21 protein-coding genes are annotated in these 24394 nt (G+C 43.6%); 16 read left to right on the forward strand and 5 right to left on the reverse strand.

Going from position 1 to position 24394, the window contains the following annotated elements:
* Positions 1 to 81: 81 nt before the first annotated feature.
* A complete protein-coding gene (locus tag ACQQ6X_RS22570) occupies positions 82 to 1245 on the reverse strand; it encodes an MFS transporter (protein WP_305167122.1) in 1164 nt (387 codons plus the stop codon).
* A gap of 111 nt (positions 1246 to 1356) precedes the next feature.
* Here ACQQ6X_RS22570 and ACQQ6X_RS22575 point away from each other — a divergent pair, with 111 nt between their 5' ends.
* Complete coding sequence (locus tag ACQQ6X_RS22575; protein ID WP_305167123.1) at positions 1357 to 1662, forward strand: ArsR/SmtB family transcription factor; 306 nt, start codon at positions 1357 to 1359, stop codon at positions 1660 to 1662.
* A 96-nt stretch (positions 1663 to 1758) separates the two neighbouring features.
* Here ACQQ6X_RS22575 and ACQQ6X_RS22580 read toward each other — a convergent pair whose 3' ends face one another.
* Positions 1759 to 2625 carry a MurR/RpiR family transcriptional regulator gene (locus ACQQ6X_RS22580; protein WP_305167124.1) on the reverse strand — a complete coding sequence of 289 codons (867 nt, stop codon included), beginning with the start codon at positions 2623 to 2625 and terminating at the stop codon, positions 1759 to 1761.
* 180 nt (positions 2626 to 2805) lie between these two features.
* On the opposite strand from ACQQ6X_RS22580, the gene ACQQ6X_RS22585 reads away from it, so the two are divergent.
* Positions 2806 to 3825 carry a Gfo/Idh/MocA family oxidoreductase gene (locus tag ACQQ6X_RS22585; protein ID WP_305167126.1) on the forward strand — a complete coding sequence of 340 codons (1020 nt, stop codon included), beginning with the start codon at positions 2806 to 2808 and terminating at the stop codon, positions 3823 to 3825.
* Between the two features lies 1 nt (position 3826).
* Complete coding sequence (locus tag ACQQ6X_RS22590; protein WP_305167127.1) at positions 3827 to 4822, forward strand: Gfo/Idh/MocA family protein; 996 nt, start codon at positions 3827 to 3829, stop codon at positions 4820 to 4822.
* A 291-nt stretch (positions 4823 to 5113) separates the two neighbouring features.
* Here ACQQ6X_RS22590 and ACQQ6X_RS22595 read toward each other — a convergent pair whose 3' ends face one another.
* Positions 5114 to 5236, reverse strand: a complete 123-nt coding sequence (locus ACQQ6X_RS22595; protein WP_305167128.1) for a hypothetical protein — start codon at positions 5234 to 5236, stop codon at positions 5114 to 5116.
* Positions 5237 to 5698: 462 nt separating this feature from the next.
* Positions 5699 to 7933 carry an alpha-galactosidase gene (locus ACQQ6X_RS22600; protein WP_305167129.1) on the reverse strand — a complete coding sequence of 745 codons (2235 nt, stop codon included), beginning with the start codon at positions 7931 to 7933 and terminating at the stop codon, positions 5699 to 5701.
* Positions 7934 to 8356: 423 nt separating this feature from the next.
* Here ACQQ6X_RS22600 and ACQQ6X_RS22605 point away from each other — a divergent pair, with 423 nt between their 5' ends.
* The 13 genes from ACQQ6X_RS22605 to ACQQ6X_RS22665 all read left to right on the forward strand — a co-directional run bounded on the left by ACQQ6X_RS22605 (position 8357) and on the right by ACQQ6X_RS22665 (position 23255).
* A complete protein-coding gene (locus ACQQ6X_RS22605; RefSeq protein ID WP_305167130.1) occupies positions 8357 to 9214 on the forward strand; it encodes a GRP family sugar transporter in 858 nt (285 codons plus the stop codon).
* A gap of 187 nt (positions 9215 to 9401) precedes the next feature.
* The gene (locus ACQQ6X_RS22610; protein WP_305167131.1) at positions 9402 to 10457 is read left to right on the forward strand and encodes a LacI family DNA-binding transcriptional regulator; all 1056 of its coding nucleotides are present in this window, start codon (positions 9402 to 9404) and stop codon (positions 10455 to 10457) included.
* A 52-nt stretch (positions 10458 to 10509) separates the two neighbouring features.
* A complete protein-coding gene (locus tag ACQQ6X_RS22615) occupies positions 10510 to 11682 on the forward strand; it encodes a Gfo/Idh/MocA family protein (RefSeq protein ID WP_305167132.1) in 1173 nt (390 codons plus the stop codon).
* Between the two features lie 36 nt (positions 11683 to 11718).
* The gene (locus ACQQ6X_RS22620; protein ID WP_305167133.1) at positions 11719 to 12447 is read left to right on the forward strand and encodes a ThuA domain-containing protein; all 729 of its coding nucleotides are present in this window, start codon (positions 11719 to 11721) and stop codon (positions 12445 to 12447) included.
* 71 nt (positions 12448 to 12518) lie between these two features.
* Positions 12519 to 13625, forward strand: a complete 1107-nt coding sequence (locus ACQQ6X_RS22625; RefSeq protein WP_305167134.1) for a Gfo/Idh/MocA family protein — start codon at positions 12519 to 12521, stop codon at positions 13623 to 13625.
* A 451-nt stretch (positions 13626 to 14076) separates the two neighbouring features.
* Complete coding sequence (locus ACQQ6X_RS22630) at positions 14077 to 14448, forward strand: hypothetical protein (RefSeq protein ID WP_305167135.1); 372 nt, start codon at positions 14077 to 14079, stop codon at positions 14446 to 14448.
* Positions 14449 to 14506: 58 nt separating this feature from the next.
* Complete coding sequence (locus ACQQ6X_RS22635) at positions 14507 to 15688, forward strand: DUF4272 domain-containing protein (protein ID WP_305167136.1); 1182 nt, start codon at positions 14507 to 14509, stop codon at positions 15686 to 15688.
* A gap of 420 nt (positions 15689 to 16108) precedes the next feature.
* Complete coding sequence (locus tag ACQQ6X_RS22640; protein ID WP_305167137.1) at positions 16109 to 18358, forward strand: cellulase family glycosylhydrolase; 2250 nt, start codon at positions 16109 to 16111, stop codon at positions 18356 to 18358.
* A 235-nt stretch (positions 18359 to 18593) separates the two neighbouring features.
* Entirely contained in the window at positions 18594 to 19796 is a 1203-nt protein-coding gene (locus tag ACQQ6X_RS22645) for a macrolide family glycosyltransferase (protein WP_305167138.1), read from the forward strand.
* A gap of 96 nt (positions 19797 to 19892) precedes the next feature.
* Positions 19893 to 20342 (forward strand): RrF2 family transcriptional regulator, encoded by a 450-nt coding sequence (locus ACQQ6X_RS22650; RefSeq protein ID WP_305167139.1) that lies wholly within the window; start codon positions 19893 to 19895, stop codon positions 20340 to 20342.
* A gap of 271 nt (positions 20343 to 20613) precedes the next feature.
* Complete coding sequence (locus ACQQ6X_RS22655; RefSeq protein ID WP_305167140.1) at positions 20614 to 21273, forward strand: nitroreductase family protein; 660 nt, start codon at positions 20614 to 20616, stop codon at positions 21271 to 21273.
* A 121-nt stretch (positions 21274 to 21394) separates the two neighbouring features.
* The gene (locus ACQQ6X_RS22660; RefSeq protein WP_222847812.1) at positions 21395 to 21505 is read left to right on the forward strand and encodes a DUF6254 family protein; all 111 of its coding nucleotides are present in this window, start codon (positions 21395 to 21397) and stop codon (positions 21503 to 21505) included.
* 220 nt (positions 21506 to 21725) lie between these two features.
* Positions 21726 to 23255 carry a right-handed parallel beta-helix repeat-containing protein gene (locus ACQQ6X_RS22665; protein ID WP_305167141.1) on the forward strand — a complete coding sequence of 510 codons (1530 nt, stop codon included), beginning with the start codon at positions 21726 to 21728 and terminating at the stop codon, positions 23253 to 23255.
* Between the two features lie 194 nt (positions 23256 to 23449).
* Here the strand turns inward: ACQQ6X_RS22665 and ACQQ6X_RS22670 are convergent, their stop codons facing one another.
* Positions 23450 to 24364 (reverse strand): cupin domain-containing protein, encoded by a 915-nt coding sequence (locus tag ACQQ6X_RS22670; RefSeq protein WP_305167142.1) that lies wholly within the window; start codon positions 24362 to 24364, stop codon positions 23450 to 23452.
* Positions 24365 to 24394 lie beyond the last annotated feature (30 nt).

Consider the following 24394-nt stretch of genomic DNA (forward strand, 5'->3'; position numbering starts at 1 on the left):
ACTGGCGGCTTTTCTAATAATATAAGTTTCTTTTCCTGGCCGAAAGATAGCACTTATGTCAATTTTTAAGGTTACTCGTTTCTATTTTAGTCTTAGACCTAGTAAAACCCCGCTGCGTAGGAACAAGATCAGTGACACACCGAAACAAATCACAGAAAACAGGCTAACGGAAATAAAACCACCGCTGTGCGCGTATAGCAATCCTGCTGTGAAAGAGCCAATCATCGTTCCAAAATACATAGAAGAATTGGCAAGTGATGAAACTGTTCCGCGTGCTGTGGCAGACAAGGTTTGAAGCATACTCATCATAAGCGGAAAAATCATTCCAAGGATAAGGAAGATCAGAAAATATGTAATTTCGACATAGGTCACACTAGGTAAATAGGGCAGAAGCAAATAAAGCAGGCCGATGAAAATTACGCCATAGATCAAAGAGTGCTTAGGCCCCACTTTGTTAACTAGGCTGCTCCCAAATAAGCTGCTGATCGTATTTCCTAAACCAAGGAACAATATCACCGTACCAATATTTGCAACATTGAGGCTGAATTTGTCGGACAGCCATGTGCCAATAAAAGAGAAGGCAGCAAAATTTCCGAGTTGGAACAGGAAGTAGGCCAGAAAAGCGACCTTAGGTGTTGACCCCTGCAGCAATGAACGATATCTGTTCCTAATCGAGGGAGCCTTTTGCTTCTGCATAGAAGGAGGCAAGGCGGGCAAGAGAACAGCAGTCCAAATAACGATCAGGAAGGTGCAGCAACCAATCACAATAAAGGGTGTATGCCACCCGGCGGTTGCGAGATAGCTGCCAATGGGGACGCCTAGCATTTGGGAAAAGGCTAATCCTGCGGTGGCAACTCCCATGGCTTTTAACACTTTATGTGGTTGAACTAACTGAGGAATGGCTGCCCAAACTTGAGGTGAGGCAAAAGCGGCACTAATGCCAGCCAATAAGCGAAAAGCAAACATGGTCCAAAAATCAACGGCAAAGCCGCAAAGTAGAGTGAAGATACCGAAACCAAGCAAACCGAACAGCAGTACTTTTTTTCGATTCCATGCATCTGACAACGGACCTGCAATTAAGGCAAACAGAGCATACCCTAAAGCATAGGCTGAAACGATCCAGCCCGATTGTTCGATAGAAATGCCGAAGCTTTCACGAAGAATAGGTAGAAGAGGCGACACAATGAATGTATCCGTACCAATGAAAAACATAATCAAGAAAAACAAGGTGATGATTTTATTCAAAACGAAACCCTCCATTTGTTCTATTGTTCGAATATTTTCGAATAATAGAAATATAGCATTCCAATATGCTATAATGCAACTATAATTCTTTATTAGGCAGGTGAACGGATCTTGAGAACGCTGTATCATCCTAACGTAATTGAAATTACTCTACCTACAGTTTTATATGCTCTAAGTGACCCCATTCGGCTTAATATCATCCAGATTTTAGACGAAAAAGGGGAGCAATCCTGTAGCTCGATAGATATTTCAGCCCCAAAGTCAACCTTGTCTCATCATTTCAAGGTTCTTCGGGAATCAGGGGTTATTCATACGAGAATAGAGGGAACCCAACGCTTTATCTCTATCCGTTACAATGATTTGAATGAACGCTTTCCTAGCTTGCTGTCGGCTGTACTGACGGGCTTGAAGCGATAAAAGACAAAGGTCTAGTTAGCATAATACTAACTAGACCTTATTTGTTGAAGGACAACCCTACACGCTTATTTTGTAGCTAGAGGGAAGCTAGTCCTTCTATACGTCATTCATCATGTCATTGAGATGCGAATTCTCCAACGATTGTGTTAGGGTTTTCATATTTTTCAAGTAGTCGATTTTATAGATACAGGAGTATATCACATTTAATACATAGTCAAAGGCAATTTGCGACGAAAATGTACCAATCTTGGCATGCTTTACTTCGTCATTAGGCACCTGGATACAGATATGGCTTAGTTTGGCCAATTCACTTTGATTGGTAGCTGTAATTGTGATAAATGGGATATTCTCCCGCGCAAAATGTCGTGCCGCTTTTAAGAAAATCGGTGACTTGCCATGATAAGTTAAAAAAATAGCGCAATCCTGCGACGTTAGATTAGCCGTATGGTAAGCCCATTCAGACAGCTCCGTGGCTATAACCACGTATTTGTTGATTTTTATTAATTTATTCTGAAAACTTTTCGCTCGGATTTGTGAATCGCCTAACGCATATATAAAGATCCTATCCGCTTGATTCAGCAAATGGGCCGTTTGTGACAGCAAGTTATCATCCATGAAGGTAAAGTTTTTTTCAATCGTTTCCTTCATTAACTCTGCAATTTCTTTGGCCACTTGTAGTGGGGTTTCATCAAATCCGAATGGATAGTTGGGGTCTACATTGGAAATATTCTGGGTATCCTGCTGAAATTCCAGAGCAAGTTTAATTGTAAACTCCTTGAAGCCGGATAGCCCAAGTTTATGAATTAATCGATTAATGGCTGAGTGTGAAGTATACGTAGCTTTGGCAAGCTCCTGAATATTTAAATGCAGAATCTTTTCCTTATGGGCCAAAATATAGGAAGCAATGCTTCTTTCGTTTGGTGTAAAGTTTTTCATTTCAGACAATTGCATCAGTATTTTCAACAGGTTCCCCCCGGTTCAATAGAAATAGCATTTTACAAAAGATGTAAAGTGAACATTTTGTTTAAAAACAAACCGTCTTGCTTACAATTATTCGGTTGAATGTACCATTTTGATGGCAAATTCTTTACGATCGACGTTCTTTTACTATAATAAATGAAAAAGAGCCTAGGGGGAATTAATATGCTTACCATCGGTTACATTGGGAATGGCAAAAGCACCAATCGGTATCATCTTCCTTTTTCATTGAGCAGAGATTATTTGAAGGTAAAGACGATCTACGCCCGTAATCCAGATAAAGGGGAGTGGGAGAAAATCCCTGGCGTGCAGTATACAGATCATCTTGAATCTCTAATGAACGATAAGGAAATTCAGTTGATTGCTATCTGTACACCTGTAGAATCGCACTACACGTATGCGAAAATGGCACTCGACCACGGAAAAAATGTACTTGTTGAGAAGCCCTTTATGTTGACGAAAGAAGAAGCTGTGTCCATCTTCCAATATGCCAAAGAGAAAAATCTGATCATACAGTGCTATCAAAATAGACGTTATGATTCGGATTTCCTCACTACTAAGAAGATTATTGAATCAGGAAAACTCGGTGATTTGTTGGAGGTAGAGATGCATTTCGATTATTATCGCCCTGAGACTCCTAACTCCACCTCTCATTTTTCCAAACATAACAGTTACCTGTATGGACACGGCGCTCATACCATTGACCAGGTTCTTTCCTATTTTGGGAAGCCTGACACGATCCACTACGATGTTCGCCAATTGCTCGGTTCTGGAAGAATGAATGACTATTTTGATCTGGATTTTTATTATTCCTCACTCAAGGTATCCATCAAATCCAGCTTTTTTCGTTTAAAAGAGCGGCCGAGTTTTGTTGTATACGGCAAAAAAGGTGTTTTTATAAAGCAGACAAAGGATCGTCAGGAGGAGCATCTTAAATTGTTCTATCTGCCTACGGGACACCCTGATTTCGGCCTTGACCAGCCTAAGCATTATGGCATCTTAACATACCTGGGTGATGATGGTCAGTACCATGAAGAAAAAGTCGTTTCTGAAAAAGGGGATTATGCCCGGGTGTATGACGATCTCTATCAATCGATTATACATGGCAAAGAAAAAGTGATTAAAGATGAAGAAACCATAACTTCAATGGAAATACTTGAGAAGGGTATAGAGGAGTGTAGCTAGAATGAACTTGGGAATTGTCGGAGCAGGAATGATCGTAGGGGATCTATTGAGCTTTATTCAGGAAATCCCGACTATTTTATTAAAGGCTATTTGTTCTAGACCTAGTCATGAAGAGAAGTTATTGGATTGGCAACATAGATATGGAATCTCTCAGATTTATTCGGATTACAGCAAAATGCTGATGAATAATGACGTGGACACTGTCTACATTGGGTTGCCTAATCATCTTCATTATTCATATGTCAAAGAAGCTTTATTGAGTGGTAAACATGTCATTTGTGAGAAGCCGTTTACATCCAATTTGCAAGAATTTCTAGAACTAAAAGAAATTTCTCAGCAAAGAAAACTGGTATTAGTGGAAGCCATTACGAATCAATATTTGAAAAATTATTTGTCCATGAAGGAGCATCTACCTAAACTTGGCGAGATTAAAATCGTGGAATGCAACTATTCTCAATATTCATCCCGGTATGAGGCTTTTAAATCGGGGGTAGTCCAGCCTGCGTTTAATCCGGAAATGTCTGGCGGAGCCTTGATGGATATCAATTTGTACAATATTCATTTTGTTGTTGGCCTCTTCGGGAGCCCTAAGAAGGTGGAGTATTGGGCGAACATGGAGCGTGAGATCGACACTTCAGGTATACTGCTGCTGGATTACGGCGATTTCAAGTGTGTTTGCATAGGTTCAAAAGATAGTACGGCACCCAATGCTGTGAACATTCAAGGCAATAAAGGCTATATCCATATGGCGAGTTCAGCTAATGTATGCGACTATTTTGAATACACGCCTACAAAGGAAACGCCCATCCGGGTGGACCTGAAAGATCATTCGCACCGTATGTATGACGAGTTTGTTGAATTCGACCGTATCATCCGAGAAAATGATTTGGAAAAAGTCTCGGATATGCTTGAGCATAGCGAAAAGGTTATGAAGGTCATTGAGGAGGCCAAACAGTCGGCGAATCTCGTATTTGGTCCCGATAGACACGATCTTTAATGCTTTTAGCTGAAATTGAGGAAGCAACCCGCTTGAGCTGCTTCTGACTCATGGATGTGAGAGTAGCGGATAGATAAGTCTGCTACTCTAATTTGACCCGGAATCACAATTTGCGCTCCAAAAGCATGCCGATTTGTTCGGCCATCTTGACCGGTGGGAGAGGTTTTTCGTTCATAAACCACCACTCCATAAGCCCCGCCACGGGCTGACGCTGCATAACGGATAACTACTTCTTTGTTAAACGTAAAAGGACCTGTTTTCGGGTGCCCTTAATCAACTATGATATTTTCCTCAAAATATTCGCACCAAATCGTACAGAAAAGCCCAAGATACCGCTACCCCTGTTCGTTCCACGGGGCATATCATACCATTATCCGCTGAATGAGTTAGCGTAGGCACCAGATTGTAGTACATAAGTAGCACTCCTCTATTGAATTTTTTTTATTTGTTACAACATATGCCGACACAAAATAATTGAACCTAGGCAAATGCGATTTGAGATTAGAATTCTCAATGGTCTGATTCGAATAGTTGGGGGAGAAAATTGATGAATGGAAATGATGATTGATATTAACATCAGAGGGATTTTGTAAGGAATTGCAGTTGTTTTGCTTGCGATGCGGAAAAAGAAATCTGGACACATCATTAATTGACTTCTATTGCTGGAGATAATGTCTACCCAGGCGGCACTGTATATTGCGCGATTAGGCATGCAGTCAAGAATTGATGGGATACTTTATTTTCAGAGAGTCATACCAGGTAAAATCATCGAATTTATACGAAAATGATTTTACCCGGTATGACGTATTTAAGATCAATAGCATCAATCATAGCGTTCTAACTAAAGTCTATCCCCTAATGAAACTTATATCTCAATCACGAGGAAGTCTCTTTGGTTAAAGTAAATAATTGAGATGAGAAATCATATTTCTCCGCAATATTAAAATCCAGGTCGACCCTACATGGTGGGGTGAGTATAAGTCCGATGTTCATTAACTCGCTGCCTGTAAAACGTCGACCCAGTTCTTCCACGAAATATACTGCCGTTTCGTCCAGTCCAATGAGCTTTAACCGTTCATAAGCCGCATTGGGACGTGATAGCACCTGGTACCAGCCGACGAGAGCATGCTCGCGCTCTGCATCAATGGTCATCCAAGCTGTCTCATTTTTTTCAAAGGGACTTAGCAGACGGTAAAACGTTCCCTGGGTAATTAATCGACGGTAGCGTTTGTATACTTGTATTTGCTTTTTGATAATACTGCACTCTTCCTCGGTCAAAGCCAATGGATCAAGTTCATAACCGAATACACCGAAGTAGGCGACATTTGATCTGGTATGCAGCGGTGCAGTTCTGCCTACCTGGTGGTTTGGAATGGTTGACACATGAGCACCCATACTGCTTAGCGGATAGGCCATGGAAGTACCATACTGAATCTTGAGACGTTCAATTGCTTCGCTATCGTCGCTTGTCCATGTTTGCGGAGCATAATAAAGCATCCCTGGATCAAACCGTCCCCCACCGGAAGCACAGGACTCAAACAAAATATCAGGGTGTTTGGCAATCAGCTTCTCATACAAAGCATACACGCCTAAGACATAACGGTGGAAAAACTCGCCCTGTCTTTCCTTACCTAAAGATAATGAATAGGCTTCTGAAATGCAGCGATTCATATCCCATTTTACGTATTCGATTTGAGCAGAAGAGAGCACGTCATCCATTAGCTTGAACAGGTAATCCACAACAGGCGGTTGGGAATAATCAAGAACATACTGATGCCGTCCATGCTTGCGCTTGCGACCGGGTGTTCCCACAACCCAGTCCGGATGTTCCTTCATAATATGAGAGTCGAAGTTAACCATTTCTGGTTCGAACCAAAGACCGAATTTCATACCGAGCTCATTGATTTTGTTTGCCAAATTCGAGATTCCGTTCGGTAGCTTTTCACGGTTTTCAAACCAGTCACCGAGCGAGGTGGTATCATTGTTTCTTTGGCCGAACCAACCGTCATCCAAGACAAAGAGTTCAATCCCTAGTTCACTTGCTTTTGTAGCCATATCCACTATTTTCTGCTCGGTAAAATCAAAGTAGGTTCCCTCCCAGTTATTGATCAATACAGGTCTTTCTCGGTCGGCCCAGCTACTACGAATTAAGTGTTTATTGTACAGGCGATGGAATGCCTGGCTCATGCCGTTCAAACCGCTCTGTGAATAGACCATAACTGCTTCAGGCGAATAAAAACATTCTCCAGGCTTCAGAGTCCAGCAAAATTTATCAGGATGAATACCGAGGCTCAGTCGGGTAATTGAGTAGCTGTCCACTTCCGCCTGGGCAAGAAAGTTCCCACTGTAGACGAGATTAACTGCATAAACTTCTCCATGGTGTTCCTGAGACCCTCGTTTGGCAAGCGCAAGGAATGGATTATGAATATGACTACTAATTCCCCGTGTGCTCCCAATGGACTGAACGCCTGGTCTGAGTGGTGTACGTTCTACATGTCGTTCCCTGCCCCATGCCCCGGACAAATGAATAATCTCATATTCAGAGTCTGGAAGATCAAGGCTCATGCTCATTAGACGGTTGACTTTCAGAATACGATTTCCGGAATTCGTAATGGATACGGATCTCGTGATTACAGGCAGTTCACTAAAGATGGTGTAAGCAAGCACGGCAACCGCTCCTGTAAGGGAATCGGTCAGCGTGATCATGAGTGTCTCTGCTTCATCTGCTTCCTTACAAAACGTAGCAGGGAGGTGGGGGATTTTAGGTTTCCCCGTGACGACTTCGTAACGGTCAAAGATGAACTCCATTACATGAGAACCGTTCTCCTGTATGATCTCAACTGCTGGTTCTCTATAGTCTCCACTTCCTGAAGAAGGGAACTCCTGCTTAATGCTTTCCAATGATGTGACCAAGTCGCCATCAAACTCACCGACAGACACGGAGCGGTAGCTTCGTTCAATGAAACGGTCATATTGACCCAGGTACTCTATTTTTTTGCCATAATATAAATGCTCCAATTGTCCGTTCTCCATGACACGGAAAAGATAACTGCAATATTTGTTCGTTAAGTGAAATGTACGTTCTTTTGGGTTAACTTGTATACTAGCCATGTACATAGCCCCTTTCAAAATATGACAAACCTGTTGAAAGCGTTATTATTGAACTCAGCATAACAAAGCCAGTGATAGAAAATACATTACTTTTTTTAAGTGAATTATGGGGAAAACAAAGAACCTTTTAAAAAAAGTTTTAGTTAGGTTCTATCTTTTTTCTAAATATTTATCATTCTTAACTTATACTATACTGATCAATTAACAAACATGGATTATAAATTAGGAAAGTACGGGGAGTTAGCGCTGGGCGTAACTGCAAACATATAAAGGGAACAATTTCTTTGATTTTGCTATATTAATCTATGAAAATCTTAGTATATGAAAGCGATTTTTTTTGCTATTGTAAAATTGTTGCTTTTTTCCTGCATGGTATTTTTAACGAATGTAAGAAGACTACCTTTACGGGAGGAGAAACCGTGCGTGGATTTTATAATCGCTTTTATTCCAGCCATCGGCTGGGGAGTCATGCCGATTTTGGCGCATATGACTAAAGCCAGTCCCTGGGAACAACTGACAGGTACCGTTATTGGTGCTGTTCTGATTTCCCTGGGCTTGTATATCATTCAGCCAGCCTCAATAGCACTGGTTCCTTTTGTGGTAAGTTTTATATTCGGTATTTTCTGGACCACTGGACAATTGCTCCATTTTTATTATTTTCAAAAAGTGGACATATCCATCACCATTCCTGTCATTTTCGGTCTACAGTTGATAGGGACGACGCTATTTGCCACACTGATCTTGGGTGAATGGATAACAGGATACCAATATGTGATGGGTGTTGGTTCTCTTCTATGTATATTGGCGGGAGTTCTATTAACCAGCTATCAGGTCAAGTCTGCTGGGCTATCTAAGCCTTTGTCGGTACCCATTATCTTGATGATGGTTTGCTCGGGGTTAGCGTTAAGTAGTTATGTATTTATTAATCAGTACTTTCATACAACTGGACTGTCCGTCATTCTACCGCAATCGCTCGGAATGATATGCTCGGCCCTGGTCATAATTCTGACAGGCAAGCATCGGCTGCGGTTCTCTCCAGTGCTTCGCAATTTGTCTACAGGATTGGTCTGGAGCATTGCTAATCTAGCACTACTTATTTCCAACAGTCGGATTGGCATGGCGGCTAGTTTTCCGATCTCTCAAGCAAGCATTGCGATTGCTTGTGTCGGTAGCATTTTAATAGTTAAGGAGAAGAAAAGCCCTCAGGGATGGATAGCTATACTTATGGGAGTTACGGTGCTGATGTTAGGAGTAGGAATGATCAGCTTGCTCAAGCCTTAGAGGGGGATTCGAAAACGACGGCGGTCATGGACGAGAAAGTAATGTCTTACGAATGTCGCTGCTTTATTGAACGATCGTAAATTTAGCAATACTTAGTAAAAAAGAGCTTAAACTTCAATGTGACACGCTTTCCGGGATTGACAGAGGTAGGGTTGCATGAGAAAATGTACGCGCGTACATAAAATGATTGGAGGTGAGCAATATCGTTTCGCGCAAGGAAGTAGCAGAACTCGCCGGCGTATCAGAAGCGACGGTGTCTCGGGTATTGAACGCGACCGGTCCGATCAAGGAAGATACGCGGAAAAGGGTCCTGGACGTTGCCAATCAACTTGGATATGTTCCCAGTGCATTGGCCCGCAACTTTGCCCGAAGCAAAAGCGGCCATCTTGGTGTGGTTATGCCTTATATCCCGAAGGCGCACCTGTTCTCTGCCTATTTTTTCTCCGAGATGCTGAGCGGTATTGGCAACAAGGCCAGAGACAGCGGGCTCGATCTGCTATTATTGTTCCGAAAGCCAGGGGAACGGATGGACTACAGCAGTCTTTTCCGCCAGCAAAGGGTCGACAGTTGTATCATTCTTGGAGCAAAAGATGACCACGATGAGGTGGAGGCTCTTAGGAAACTTCAGGAAGAGGGGCGACCGTTCTGTGTCATGAATCACCATTTTGAAGGACAGTCGTTCTGTGAAGTGGATGCAGACCATGTAGAAGGAAGCCGAGCGGCTGTAAATCACCTCATTGAACAGGGGTACAGGCGTATAGCCTTTCTCAACGGTCCGGATACCTATTCCAACAGTACTGAGCGATTGAAAGGTTATCTCATCGCGCTTCAGGAGGCTGATATTGAATATGACCACGAGTTGGTTCTGGAAGGGAATTACAGTCGTCGAAGTGGGTTCGAAGCGTCGACTACAATTCTAGATAAATTAGATGATATTGATGCCGTATTTGCAGCGAACGACCGGATGGCCCTCGGTGTAATGCAGGGTCTCCGTGAACGCGGGCTGGCAGTTGAGCAATTCCCAGCGTTTGTGGGCTATGACGATTCGGATGCAGCTGAGATGGCTGTTCCGCCGCTAAGCAGTGTCCGCGTACCTTTTTATGAGATGGGGGAGCTTGCAGCCTCGAAGCTTATACCAGGTTCTCAGGATCTTATTCCGGCACTGGAACTGGCGGGGAGCGACTCGATCAGAGAACTCCTATCCACAGCGCTGATTGTCAGGGCGTCATCCATTCGTCAATAATAACATTCGTCAATAATTCGTTGAAACTCATACCCATAAGGAGGATCACGACATGTCTAATCGTCTTCGTATTGGAATGGTTGGCTACAAATTTATGGGCAAGGCTCACAGCAACGCTTATCGTAGTCTACCCATGTTCTTCCCAGACGCCCCGCTGCAGCCAGAGATGTCCGTCATCTGTGGACGTAACGAGCAGGGGGTTCAAGCAGCTGCTCACCAGTTCGGCTGGAGCGAGAGTGTTACGAATTGGCGTGATCTAGTGAAACGTAACGATATTGATCTTATTGACATTAACGCCCCGAGTAATGCCCATAAGGAAATTGTCATGGAAGCTGCCCTCCATGGCAAGCATCTGTTTTGTGAGAAGCCGCTTGCACTTTCCCTGGCAGATTCCCGTGACATGCTGGAGGCAGCAGAGAAAGCGGGAGTCAGTCATATGATTGGCTTCAATTATCGCTTTTCTCCGGCTGTCCAACTGGCGAAACAGCTAGTCGAAAGCGGCCGCCTAGGCAAGATTTATCATTTCCGTGCCTTTTTCCTTCAGGATTGGATCATGGACCCATCCTTCCCGCTGGTATGGCGGTTGCAAAAAGAAGTGGCCGGTTCTGGCTCTCATGGCGATCTTGGCGCCCATTTGATTGACCTCGCTCGGTTCCTCGTTGGCGAATTTCACGAAGTCATCGGCATGAGCGAGACGTTCATCAAACAGCGCCCGCTGGCTTTGGAGATGAGTGGATTAAGCTCCAAAAGGAGTGCTGAGGCCAATGCACCGATGGGAGAAGTAACGGTCGATGATGCCACGTTATTTCTAGCACGTTTTGCCGGAGGTGCGCTGGGCAGCTTTGAGGCCACACGCTTTGCTGCTGGACATCGGAGCACAAATTCATTCGAAATCAACGGTAGTCTAGGCAGTGTACGGTTTGACTTTGAGCGGATGAATGAGCTGGAAGTGTATTTCACACAGGATGAGGAAGGTGTTCAAGGCTTCCGCCGCGTGCTCGCCACCGATCCGGCACACAAGTATTCCGAAGCCTGGTGGCCTTCAGGACATACAATTGGATTCGAGCATACCTTCACCCACGAGATGCTAGAGATGTTGAGTGCTATCTCCGAAGGACGGCAACCTTCACCGAACTTTCATGACGGGGTCGCTTGCCAGGCCGTGCTTGAAGCAGTAGAACGATCTATAAAGGAACGCCGCTGGGTATCCATTGAAGAAATGTAGGTTAACAACACATTCCGAAAGGTGAGTGGATTACAGATGCGCAAGGCACTGATTGTATGGGGTGGATGGGACGGACATGAACCGGAGCAGGTGGCAGCTATTTTTGAACGTATTTTAAAGGAAGAACAGTTCGAGGTAGAGGTATCTAATAACCTTGACGCCTACCAGGATGCGGAGAAACTGCTTGGCCTCGACCTGATCGTTCCCATGTGGACTATGGGCCAGATTGAGCAGGAATTGGTCAATCACGTATCAGCAGCAGTTCAAAGCGGCGTAGGTCTGGCAGGCTGCCACGGTGGCATGTGCGATGCATTTCGGAACAACGTAGACTGGCAATTCATGACAGGTGGGCAGTGGGTTGCACATCCCGGCAATGACGGGGTGGAATATAGTGTGAATATTAAGCGAGGCTCCAGCCCGTTGCTGGACCACATTGAGGATTTTCAAGTCAAAAGCGAGCAGTACTACCTCCATGTAGACCCTGCGGTTGAGGTGCTAGCAACCACACGCTTCCCAGTCGTTCCGGGACCTCATTCGGCCAATGGACCAGTGGATATGCCTGTTGTATGGACAAAACGATGGGGGAACGGACGCGTGTTCTACAATTCGCTAGGTCATCACGCAGATATCATAGATATACCTCAAGTGACCGAGATGATGCGTAGCGGGTTCCTGTGGACTGCAGCTGGCAAACAGGCGGCGGTCAACCGTCATAGCTCCCTGACAGAGGCATATACGGGGATGGCAGACAGCCAGCAGCAGTAGCGTGAAAGGATATCCGATGCAATAAAAGAATGCCATTATCCATTTTTTCTGAAGGAGAAGGGAGTTCAGGCATGAAAAAAATGAAAGTGGGTATCATCGGTTGCGGTAAAATTAGCGGAATTTACATGGAAAATTGCCATCGTTTCGACATTCTGGAGCTGTTCGCAGTAGCGGATCTGGACCAAGGTCGGGCAGAGGAGCAGGCAAAAACGTTCAACGTTCCAAACGTATATACGGTAGATGAGATTTTGGCTGATCCGCAGATCGAACTCATCATTAATTTGACCATCCCGGGCGTTCACGCTGATGTGTGTCTAAGAGCACTTGAGGCTGGCAAGCATGTCTATGTGGAGAAGCCACTTGCTGTCACCCGAGAGCAGGGCCAGGCAGTCTTGGATCTTGCTCAACAAAAAGGACTGCTTGTCGGCTGCGCACCGGAGACCTTCTTTGGTTCCGGTATACAGACATCATTGAAACTGATTGAAGACGGAGTCATTGGGAATCCGGTTGCTGCTACGGCTTTTATGATGATTCGTGGACACGAACATTGGCATCCTGATCCTGAATTTTATTATGCAGCTGGTGGTGGTCCGATGTTTGATATGGGACCTTATTATTTGACGGCTCTGGTGCAATTGTTGGGACCGATTGCCGCCATTTCGGGCATGACTAGCAAAGCGATGGATCAGCGAACAATTACGAGCGAGAAAAAGAGAGGCCAGACCATCTCAGTCGATATTCCAACCCATGTGGCTGGATTGTTGCGTTTCAAGCAGGGAGCTGTTGGTACGCTGATTACCAGCTTTGACATCTTTGGTGGAAGTACTCTGCCACCGATCGAGGTATATGGTACGCATGGTACATTGCAGGTACCTGACCCGAATACATTCGGAGGGCCAGTTCGCTTCAGGCTGGTAGGCGAGCAAAATTGGACCGAGGTCCCGCTGCTGCCAGGTTACCAGGAGAATACACGAGGTATCGGTGTTGCTGATATGGCCTACGCTATCCGGAATGGACGCCCTCACCGCGCTAGCGGGGAACTGGCCTACCATGTGCTGGAGGCGATGTGGGCATTTCATGATTCTTCCGATCAGCAGACCTTTTATCAGATGCAGAGTACATGTCAGCGCCCGGCGGCTTTACCAGAAAATCTACCCTTATATACATTAGATGTGTAGACGAGTACCAGCCTGAAGCTGATTCGCAGCATATAAAAATTACAAGACTGAGGGTTGCCCCAATAGCAGGCCTGGGATTTGCTTATTCTGCTCTAGATGTTTCAGTGCTGTTAAAAAGAAGGCTCCAGTTCCGCTTTGACTGCGGCTTTGGAGTCTTCTTAGTTAACTGTTAAGAACAACATGCTACATAATTCCCCCTTTGAACAAAATCTTAATGCTAAAAAAAAATAGTAGCATCACCACGAGGAATGCGCTAGAAAGGACTGTTTAACTTGATTATTTTTATGATGTCGCTCTAATATAAAAGAAACACCCGCTCGACATCTATGTACTCTTAATACTGCGGCACTGTGAATGTATTTTTGATTGTTCAAAAATAATAGATTGATAGATTGCTAATATGTGAGCAAAGAATAATATCGCAATTATAATTTTTAAAGAGGGTGAAAATATGTGTAGATACGCAATGTACGGCCCATACAAAGATATCTTTGCCTGCTTTGTATGTAGGAAGGTATATAAACAAACATCCCGTTTTGAGATTCCAAAGGAAAAATATGAGGGGATTGTCCATGTCTGTCCGCAATGCCAGGCGCCTATGCATGACATGGGGCATGATTTTCAAGCCCCGAAGCAAACGGATATCAAGCAGTGGAAAAAGATAGAGCTTCTGTACCAAAATAGATATACATACCATTCCTGCGGTTGTGGCGGTCCTGGGTACAGACCTTCCCGGCTGCAAGAGGTTCCTGAATTCCTGAATGCGCAGCGAAGGTTTGAGAATGAGGGAGAGGCATTGCTGCATCGGCTTTTGCAGAGTTAATTGAACCGTGTAAGTAACAAACATGGACTATTCGTAGTGTGGTCATAAGGAGGTCACCATGAGAAATTGTGCGCTATACAGCTCCACCTTCGATTTGGGTCAGGTTGAGAGACTATTAAAGTCGATTTATCCCAATAACAAGATACATGTGAATGAAAGTAACACTAGGTTTGAGGTCAAAAGCAAGGGCTGGTTTAATAAGAAGGTCAAAGGGTTTAACATAATGACCAGCAAAACGAATCCGGAGGAGTTTGCCTCCATGCTTAACGGAATGATAAATTTTTTCAGCCAGATTCCTGCTGAGAACGAACAACTGCAGCAAAAGCTGCTGATCAAGATAAGTACGCTGAATATGGTGATTGGTGTGGAGACCGAGGAAGATATATCCGAAGCCTTCTTTGCCGAATTGCTTGATTTCATAAAATCGCTGGATGGGCTAATGTTCTGGGGTGGCGGTAGTTTGCTTGCACCTGATGGAAGTCTGTTATTAGATGTCAATGGCCGTTCGGAAGTGGAAGATTATACAATTACTGCTCATGTCAGTTATTTGCATGGAGAGGACCGAATTAGCGAATCTGGGATGGAGCGAAAGCTGCAATCGGAAAAGAAATTGGTCGATCAAGGCTTTACGCAAATGCCGCCGATCCCAGGCAGGCTAGGAGATGAAGCCGCGGACAGCATCCGTTCTCTTAAGGAAGTGGCTGGCCGAGCCGTTGCCTTGTGTATTGTGGCATTGAAAGGCGAGTGTATCGGTGCGGGTGAAAGCATGGAAGACACGAAACGGATGATAAATCAAGTGACTGATCAGTATGGCGCGGACCGTTTCTTTTCACCAGAAGAAAAAAGATTCCTATTCAATGATTACGTCGATGAGTCGGAAGGTATCCAGTTCTCTTGGCGTTATGAAGGATTTTGGGTTCTGTTATGGGCTTTGGGCCATCTTGATCAGCTAGGTGACCCAACTGGGATTTGCGACGTGCCCTTGTCTGTTTCAAAGCTGCAGCAATTTGACTCATTTGAAGCTTTTCTGTCAAGCTCAAGGCTGCGCAGCAGCAAGGAAATTTTAGATGAAGCCGATTTAATTTGGCGTTATGACTGGTTGTGTGTGGATAGCCGTATTCATAAACAGCCCGCCCCTGGAAATCTGGATGATGGTGTAGTGTATGAACGTCATCGTGTGCTAAAATGGCTCACTGGTTACATGGGACAGGAGTGGGATGATATACGCACAGATACATAATAGGAAGCCTGAAAAGCAACAATCCTCTACCGAATAAGTAGAGGATTGTTTGTTTGACGAGTTTAATCGACAGCTACATAAATAAAACAAAGTTAGACAAGACAACTGATAGCAGAAAGTTGTCTTGTTTTGCATTTTTAGGACCTATGCCGTGAAGTTAGGAAAACAGATTTTAAAACTTTTTACTCATCAAGGAATAGTACTGAAAAACAAAAATATATATGCCTTAGGTCGCTTTGATAAATTTTCATCGCGGGAAACGATGCAGAAAATTTATTAAAGCGATTTAATTTTGCGGCCGTACAAGAAAGCGGTTTCTTGAGGATTGCTCCATGTTTGTATGTTTTTCACCCAATTATAACCGGAAAGGAGAAGACTTAACCAATTAGTTATTTATTATGTTCAATAGGAGGTTTGGAAATGAAAAAAACTATAACATGCTTGATCTTGTTTGGATTGCTTATAAGTATGTTGCCGATCAAAAATGTGAGCGCTTCCGAAAATTCCAGGCTCAACCAGTCGGCAACTGCAAGCTCCATTGAAGATTTGAGTAAAGCGACCGATAATGAGCATTGGACTACCATCTATTCCACCACGACTGGAGACGGAGGAATCGATAAGATATCTTTCGAAGCAACAGACGCAAGATATGTAAGAATGAACGGCATTGAAAGGGCTACCAATTACGGATATTCCCTCTGGGAATTGGAAGTGCATTCAGCTGACGAACCGGAGGATAACTCACCTCCAACAGCCCCCTCCAATCTGACTAGTTCTTCAGTATCGGATACGACGGTAAGCTTGCAGTGGACGGAATCTACAGACAATGTAGGTGTCTCCAGTTATGACATCTACAAAGGATCAGATCTCATAGGGTCCAGTGCATCGACATCCTTCATCGTTACTGGCTTAACAGCCAACACGGCATATAGCTTTTACGTGAAAGCCAGAGATGTCGCAGGCAACGTGTCAGATGCAAGCAATGTGATTGATGTTACTACCAGCGCCGCTGACACAAGTATTGTTTCAGGTGAAACCTATAAACTAACGGCACAGCATAGTGGGAAAAATCTGGAGGCAGGAGACTTCACTGCTGATGGAGCGAAAGTGCAGCAGTGGACGAACAGCGGCAGCGCTCGGCAGAAATGGAAAGTGATTGACGTTGGCAACGGATATTATAAATTGATTGTGCAATCCAGCGGTAAAACATTAACAGTAGCCGGAGGCTCTTTAGAAGATGGTGCCGATGTACAGCAATGGACAGACAACGATTCGTCCAATCAAAAATGGAAAATCATTGACGTCGGCGGTGGATATTATAAGTTGCTTGTACAATCTAGCGGTAAAGCGCTGGATGTAATCGGAGGTTATACTAATGACGGGGCAAATGTACAGCAATGGACAGATAACGGAAACGACCAGCAGAAATGGAAGTTTACGCTTGTTGACTCAAGCCCAGATACGACGGCTCCAACAGCACCAGCGAACCTGGAAAGCTACTCTAAAACAAATACTTCAGTAAGCCTTGTATGGACAGCATCAACCGACGATGTAGATGTTATCAGCTACGATGTGTATAATGGAACAACATTGGTCGGTTCAACCACCACGACAAGTTACACGGTGACGGGGCTTACCGCCAATACAACGTACAGCTTCACTGTCAAAGCCAGGGATGCAGCAGGAAACATTTCAGCAGCAAGCAATATCGTAAAAATTACGACAAATTCTACTTCTGAAAATAGAGGTTTTTATATTAACGGAACAACGCTCTACGATGCCAAAGGAAATCCGTTCGTTATGAGGGGAATCAATCACGCTTATACATGGTATAAGGGACAAGAGTCAGTGGCGATCCCTGCCATTGCGAAAACGGGGGCAAATACCATTAGAATCGTACTGTCGGATGGTCAGCAATGGACGAAAGATGATCTGTCAGTGATTCAAAATTTAATCACTTTATCAGAGCAAAACAAATTAGTCGTTGTTCTTGAAGTCCATGATGGTACAGGGTCTGACAGCGCTACTATATTGAATAATATTTCAAATTACTGGATTGAAATGAAAAGCGCACTTATCGGAAAAGAAAGCACCGTTATCCTCAATATCGCGAACGAATGGTATGGAACATGGGATGGCGGAGGTTGGGCGCAAGGTTATAAGTCCGTTATACCTAAGCTCAGAAATGCTGGCATCAAAAATACGATCATGGTTGACAGTGCAGGATGGGGACAATATCCGCAATCTATTTTTGACTACGGAACAGAAGTTTTTAATGCAGATCCGCTTAAAAATACGATGTTTTCCATTCATATGTATGAATATGCCGGTGGGAATGCCGCCACAGTAAAAAGCAATATGGATAATGTACTGAATAAAAATCTGGCTCTAGTGATTGGAGAATTCGGCATCAAACATACGAGTGGCGATGTGGATGAGGCTACTATTATGAGTTACGCTGAACAAAAAGGTGTAGGTTATCTAGCATGGTCATGGAAAGGAAACAGCCCGGGTCTCGATTATCTGGATATGGCTACCGACTGGCAAGGATCAAGCTTTACGGAACAAGGTCGTATTATCATCGAGGGTCCTAATGGTATTAGGGCTACATCGAGATTAAGCACAGTTTTTAATGGTTCATACAAAAAACAGTCATCCAGTAACCCGTGATTTATTAAACATAGTCAACGATGTCCAGTATGAAAACAAGCTTTTTTTGCTGTAAACAAAGCCGCTAAATTGGCGGCTTTGTTTGTTATGGAGACGGCTAAAAGTATACTAAGTTGAAAAAGAAGCTACAATGTTCATTAGAGAAGGAGCACCCTAAGCACCCGGATTTAACAGAACATATTAGAACCAGAAGCGGCTAATTTTACTGAAGAAAATGAACTAAGGAGTGGAAGAAATGGCGCGTGTTTTATTTATTAATGGTGGATCAGAGGGACATATCAATCCAACCATTAGAGTTGTGCAAGAGCTTATTTCGCGTGGAGAAGAGGTAGTGTACTTTTCTATTGAAGCTTTTAGGGAGCGTATGGAGAGAACGGGAGCTTCAGTACGAACATTTGATGATCAAAAATTTATAAAAGCTTTTATCTCAGGTGGAAGAGATTATTTGCTGGAAAGAATCAACGGTCTTTTACTTACAGCAGATATCGTCATTCCGAGCGTTCTCGAACAGATTAAAGGAGAGCCTTTTGATTACATCATCCATGATTCCATGTTTGGTTGTGGACGTTTGCTTGCTCAAATTCTTAAGCTTCCTGCAATTAACTCTTGTACTTCTTTTGCCCAGTCAAAGGAATCATTTAATCATATTATGGAACAATTCTCCAATCATGTCCCTACAGATATAGGTAAACCTATAAACGATAAATTTCAAAACCTGACGGCGATGGTGAAAGATAAATATGGCGTGGAGATCCATTCACCTTACGAAGTGTTTTGTAATCCTGCACCACTTACAATCGTATATACAACAAGGGAGTTTCAACCTTATGGAGAAGCATTCGACCAAACTTATAAATTTGTAGGTCCATCCATCTCTTCACGCTTAACACAACAAAACTTCGATTTTACTGCAATCAAGGGGAACAACCCAATTTACATTTCGCTGGGTACAGTCTTTAACCAAGCAACTGACTTCTATAAGCTTTGTTTTGAGGCATTTGGGAACACAGATCATACGATTGTCATGTCGATCGGAAAGAGAACTCAAATTTCCGATTTAGGGGAAGTTCCTGAAAACTTCATTGTAAAAAATGAGGTCCCACAAACGGATATTCTGCAATACACTAAATTATTTATTACACATGGTGGAATGAATAGTACCCATGAAGGGCTCTATTACGGGGTTCCGCTGATCGTCATCCCGCAAAGCGCGGATCAGCCGATTATTACGGGGCGAGTCGCCGATATGGGAGCAGGCATTAAGTTGCAAATGGAAAGCTTGACTGCACATCAATTACGTGAAGCCGCAGAGCATGTGTTAAGCCTCCCATCTTTCAAGAAAGCTGTTGCACATATTAGAGAATCCTTTCGAAGAACTGGTGGGTATCACCAAGCTGTTGATGAGATTTTCGCATTTAAAAGCCAATATCATATCTAAATATGTAAATGTAAGCTCGTCTATTGCAGCATATTAGGGAATTAGGTACAATCTACTCATACTAGCTAAGTGTAAGCTGGAAGGAGAGAGTAAAGGTTGAAGCAAGAGTATTGTACACCGACTCAGCACCCAAAGTGGTTTGGACTGGCTATTCAAGCGCTTGTTATTTTGTCGCAGGAGGACAAAAGCATAGCTTGTCCAAGTATTGAACTCGCCAAATATCTTCAGTCGGAGCCTTCTCTGCTGCGCCGTATACTTTCCGTTCTCGCCAAGGAAGGATTTATCGGAACCCGGGAAGGACGTGACGGCGGGTACCACCTTAGAAAATCTGCAGAGTCTATACGACTGGTTGATGTGTACGATGTATTTCGTTCAGGCAGCAGGTTTTCCTTTGGTATTATCGAGACAGCTGGCACGCATCCGCTCGGTAAATGTATGAAATCTGCGCTTGAGGATATTACCCAAGAAATGGACGACAGCATACGCGGAGTATTAAGCAAGTACACGATTGCTGATCTCGCCGAACAACTGGAAGCAAAGCTTTAGATGGATCTGGAAAAAGAAGGTTGACAGCGGCTTGCTTAGATTTTATACTGTGCAATATAAACAACAGTTAAATGCAAGCCGCGCACGGCGTTCATTTTTAGGTTATACTGTGTCATAATAAACACAGTTATACCTGTGCGCAAAAGCGGAAAAATTTTTGGGATTTTTCATGGCACTTCGTTTTTAGCAGGATTCAAGCTTTGATTAATTGCTTAGCCTGACTTTAACTGTGCTGAATAAAAAACAGTATCTACTCAAAGGAGGATTCATAATGTCAACCTCAACTCAAGCTGTGCAGAGCTCCGCCTTGTTTGCCGATGTCATCCGCGAGCGTCGCTCTGTTCGTCATTACGACAAATCAGTTCGTCTGTCTCACGAGGAAATTAAGGAGTTGCTGAAAGAAGCGACGCTTGCGCCTTCTTCGAGTAATGTTCAACCCTGGCGCTTCTTGGTAATTGAGACAGAGGAACTGAAAGCAAAACTGCAGCCCATCGCCTACAATCAATCCCAGGTTACTGAGGCTGCTGCGGTGATCGTTGTTCTTGGTGATACGGAAGGATATAAGAAGCTTGATGAAGTTTTCGGCGAAGCAGTAAAATACGGCTATATAGCGGAAGATACCGCTAAATCGTTCGTGGAAAGATCGATTCATACGTATGCCTCGTTGCCGGAGGAAACCTTTCACAAAATCATTCATATCGATGGTGGTATTGTATCTCAGCAGCTCATGCTGGTTGCACGTGCTCACGGCTACGATACTGTCGCGATGGGCGGCTATAACGCGGCCGAGCTTAAGCAAGCGTTCGGTATCACTGAGCGGTACATTCCAATCATGCTGATTGCACTTGGCAAAGCGGCACAACCAGGTCATCAGACGACCCGGCTACCGATCGACGACATCACATTCTTTAACAAGATGCCTGTTAATTAAAATTTTAGTTCAAAAGTATATACAAAATGTAACGAATTTAATTTTATGAATGAACAGAGTCAAGAAATGACAACTTAAGGAAGTAGTATACATTCACAATTTCCAAAGGAGGATATCTGTTATGGCTGACCAGAAGAGAAGGAAAGAAGCTGCATGGAAGTCACGAAAGCAAGAACAGCATCCCCATGGTAAAATCAAATCGCTTAAGGAATTGTCCAGCGAACAAGATTGAGGAGTATACTACTTGGAAGAGAAGGGCTGCCGGCGAAATTTATCGGCAGTCCTTTTTTGTTGAAATAAACTTTGCATTATCGGGGAGGCGACATAGCTATTTCATGGGGAGGCACCGATAGCTTGCCGATCGGTGGAGACCAGCCTACACTTGCAAGAAGAGGCAAATTGATGATACCGTAGGTTTGATAAAAGTAAAATTTGGGTGGAGATGAAAAAACGTGAAGAAACTAGGAAGAGTTTTGCTTGTAAGTTTAAGCTTGGGATTGAGTCTGGCAATCGGTAATGTACAACCTCCTGCCGTTTCAGCGGCCGGTGCCGAATATTATGTGGCGACGAGTGGCAGCGATTCCAACGCGGGAACGAGCGACGCGCCGTGGAAAACGCTTCAGCATGCGGCTGACACCGTCCCTCCGGGCAGCAAGGTCTACGTCCGCGGCGGAGTATACAAGGAGAAACTGAAAATTACCCGATCTGGCTCTGCATCGCAAGGCCCTATAGTGTTCGCAAGCTATGGCAACGAAACTGCCATTGTCGACGGGACTGGACTATCGGCCAGCGGGAACGAAGGGTTAATCGAATTGGCCGATGTTGATTATGTCACCATCCAGGGGTTTGAAATCCGCAATTTTTCTACTACTTCTAAAAATGCAGTGCCTACAGGAATTTACGTCCACGGTGCAGGGGGCTTCATCAATCTGTCTGATAACAAAATCCACGACATCAAAAACACAGCCACCCCAACTGGTAAAGACCGACTGGGCCGGGATGCCCACGGCATTGCTGTTTATGGCACCAAAGCTCCTGCATCGATTCACAACCTGACAATTAACGGCAATGAACTATACAATCTCGTACTTGGCTCCAGCGAGGCGGTCGTATTAAACGGTAATGTGGATGGTTTTGCAGTGACCAGCAACCTCATTCACGATAACGACAACATCGGAATCGATCTGATCGGCTTTGAAGGAACTGCGCCGAATACGACTTACGATCAAGCGCGGAACGGGCTGGTGAAGAGTAACCGGGTGTATAATAACTCTGTTCGAAACAACCCATCCTATAAGAGCAATGACAACTCGGCCGGCGGTATTTATGTGGATGGGGGCAAGGAAAGCATTATTGAACAGAATTACAGCTATAACAACGACATCGGCATCGAAATTGCCTCCGAGCATGTTGGCAAAGCCACCAGCAACATTACGGTCCGCAGTAATGTGATATATAATAATCGGTTAACAGGCATTGCCATGGGTGGATACGATGATGAGCGTGGCTCAACAGTTAACTGCAAGATCGTGAACAATACAGTGTACAAGAACGATACATTTGACGACGGAAGCGGCCAGCTTTTGGTTCAGTACAATACGCGAAACAACGTGATTAAGAACAATATTTTTGTAGCCAGCTCGACTGATGTGTTGATCTACAATGGAAACACCAAAAACACTGGCAATATTGTGGATTATAATCTATATTTTGCACCCAGCGGCAATTCGGAAGCTAATTGGACCTGGAAAAATAAGGAATATGTAGGCTTCTCCGCGTACAAATCAGGAACAGGTAACGACACACATTCTCTATTGGCCGACCCTAAATTCGCGAATGCCACGAAGGGCGACTTTCATTTGCAATCTTCCTCACCAGCGATCGATTCTGGATCAACGGATAACGCCATTATTGGAACTGAGGATATCGACGGGGAGCCCCGCGTGAAAGGGAAGACCGTCAATATCGGTGCAGATGAGTAAAGTATAACTAGCGTTTTTGTCGTGTTATGCAAAAACGCTATTTTCATAAAGCCCTGTGCAGGCTGATGCTCCTTTTATGCAAGAGATGGAATAAAGCGGCTCAAATGAATAGCTGATTTATATCAAAAGCGGCCCTCTAGATTTGAGGGCTTGTCTTTTATAACCAGTTTGAGGGAACTACACTTTATCCAAATCTAAATTAGGAGTAACGAAAATGAACCTAGAACTAGGCGGGAAATTACACTGGGGAAAAGCTCAGCAGGGAGGCTGAATATGCGTTCTGTACTCTTTGATGATTCAATACGATGCTTTAGTAAATATTCAATAGGTGAGCAATTCAAAAAGGAATGAAAACAGCAAGACGCTTCACTTATACTTATGCTGGCTGAAATCGAAATATCCTGCAGTGAAACTGGGTTCATATAATTCTGATGAATAAAAGCTAGCATTTTTTGCAATCGCACTTGGTACTGTATATCTCTTTGGGTTTGAGTGATTTTAGGGATCTCATCCAAATGATTATAAATAGACTGCCATATTTGATTAAGATAGCATTGAACCTGCATTTCGAAACAATTTTCTTCTAGATGTTCGACATTCAAGTGTATTTCGTGAAAAGACCCATAAGGACTTTGTAGGCCATATTTGTGTAATAAGGCAAAAACATCAGAAAGCTTATTTAAAATTTCTTTATGCCAAGGAATATCGGAATGCAAAACAAAATAAGGTAAGTTAGAATTCGTAAGGAGCGGCCTCACATATTTTTGATAAATGCTGCTTGTGTGTGGTGCTATTATCTCCGCAGAAAAGACGATATTGGGACATTTACATATATCGTTTTCATTTATTTGTTCAAAAGAATGTAAAGTATTGCTACTAATAAAAATGCCGTCCCCTGAATTTAATTTAATAAAATGATTACCGATTTGAACTTTTAGTTCTCCACCTTGTGCTTTAAAAAATTCTGGTTCGAAATGCCAGTGAAGCGGAAATCTTCTATTTTCCAATTTATATAGCTCATCAACATAGTATTGAATGGGAAAATCATTTTGGCCATGTTGAATAGATTCATAAAGCGTATTATCTAGATGTGTGATTTGTGTGAGCATGCTAAAGCTCCTTTATTGATAATATAGTTA

Source organism: Paenibacillus ottowii (assembly GCF_050516475.1).
Lineage (GTDB): Bacteria > Bacillota > Bacilli > Paenibacillales > Paenibacillaceae > Paenibacillus > Paenibacillus ottowii.

Bases quoted from the DNA above. Each gene is read 5' to 3' on its own strand.
- ACQQ6X_RS22585 (WP_305167126.1), top strand. From the start codon at position 2,806: ATGCTTACCATCGGTTACATTGGGAATGGCAAAAGCACCAATCGGTAT.
- ACQQ6X_RS22590 (WP_305167127.1), top strand. From the start codon at position 3,827: ATGAACTTGGGAATTGTCGGAGCAGGAATGATCGTAGGGGATCTATTG.
- ACQQ6X_RS22595 (WP_305167128.1), bottom strand. From the start codon at position 5,236: ATGTACTACAATCTGGTGCCTACGCTAACTCATTCAGCGGATAATGGT.
- ACQQ6X_RS22600 (WP_305167129.1), bottom strand. From the start codon at position 7,933: ATGGCTAGTATACAAGTTAACCCAAAAGAACGTACATTTCACTTAACG.
- ACQQ6X_RS22615 (WP_305167132.1), top strand. From the start codon at position 10,510: ATGTCTAATCGTCTTCGTATTGGAATGGTTGGCTACAAATTTATGGGC.
- ACQQ6X_RS22620 (WP_305167133.1), top strand. From the start codon at position 11,719: ATGCGCAAGGCACTGATTGTATGGGGTGGATGGGACGGACATGAACCG.
- ACQQ6X_RS22625 (WP_305167134.1), top strand. From the start codon at position 12,519: ATGAAAAAAATGAAAGTGGGTATCATCGGTTGCGGTAAAATTAGCGGA.
- ACQQ6X_RS22630 (WP_305167135.1), top strand. From the start codon at position 14,077: ATGTGTAGATACGCAATGTACGGCCCATACAAAGATATCTTTGCCTGC.
- ACQQ6X_RS22635 (WP_305167136.1), top strand. From the start codon at position 14,507: ATGAGAAATTGTGCGCTATACAGCTCCACCTTCGATTTGGGTCAGGTT.
- ACQQ6X_RS22640 (WP_305167137.1), top strand. From the start codon at position 16,109: ATGAAAAAAACTATAACATGCTTGATCTTGTTTGGATTGCTTATAAGT.
- ACQQ6X_RS22645 (WP_305167138.1), top strand. From the start codon at position 18,594: ATGGCGCGTGTTTTATTTATTAATGGTGGATCAGAGGGACATATCAAT.
- ACQQ6X_RS22655 (WP_305167140.1), top strand. From the start codon at position 20,614: ATGTCAACCTCAACTCAAGCTGTGCAGAGCTCCGCCTTGTTTGCCGAT.
- ACQQ6X_RS22660 (WP_222847812.1), top strand. From the start codon at position 21,395: ATGGCTGACCAGAAGAGAAGGAAAGAAGCTGCATGGAAGTCACGAAAG.
- ACQQ6X_RS22670 (WP_305167142.1), bottom strand. From the start codon at position 24,364: ATGCTCACACAAATCACACATCTAGATAATACGCTTTATGAATCTATT.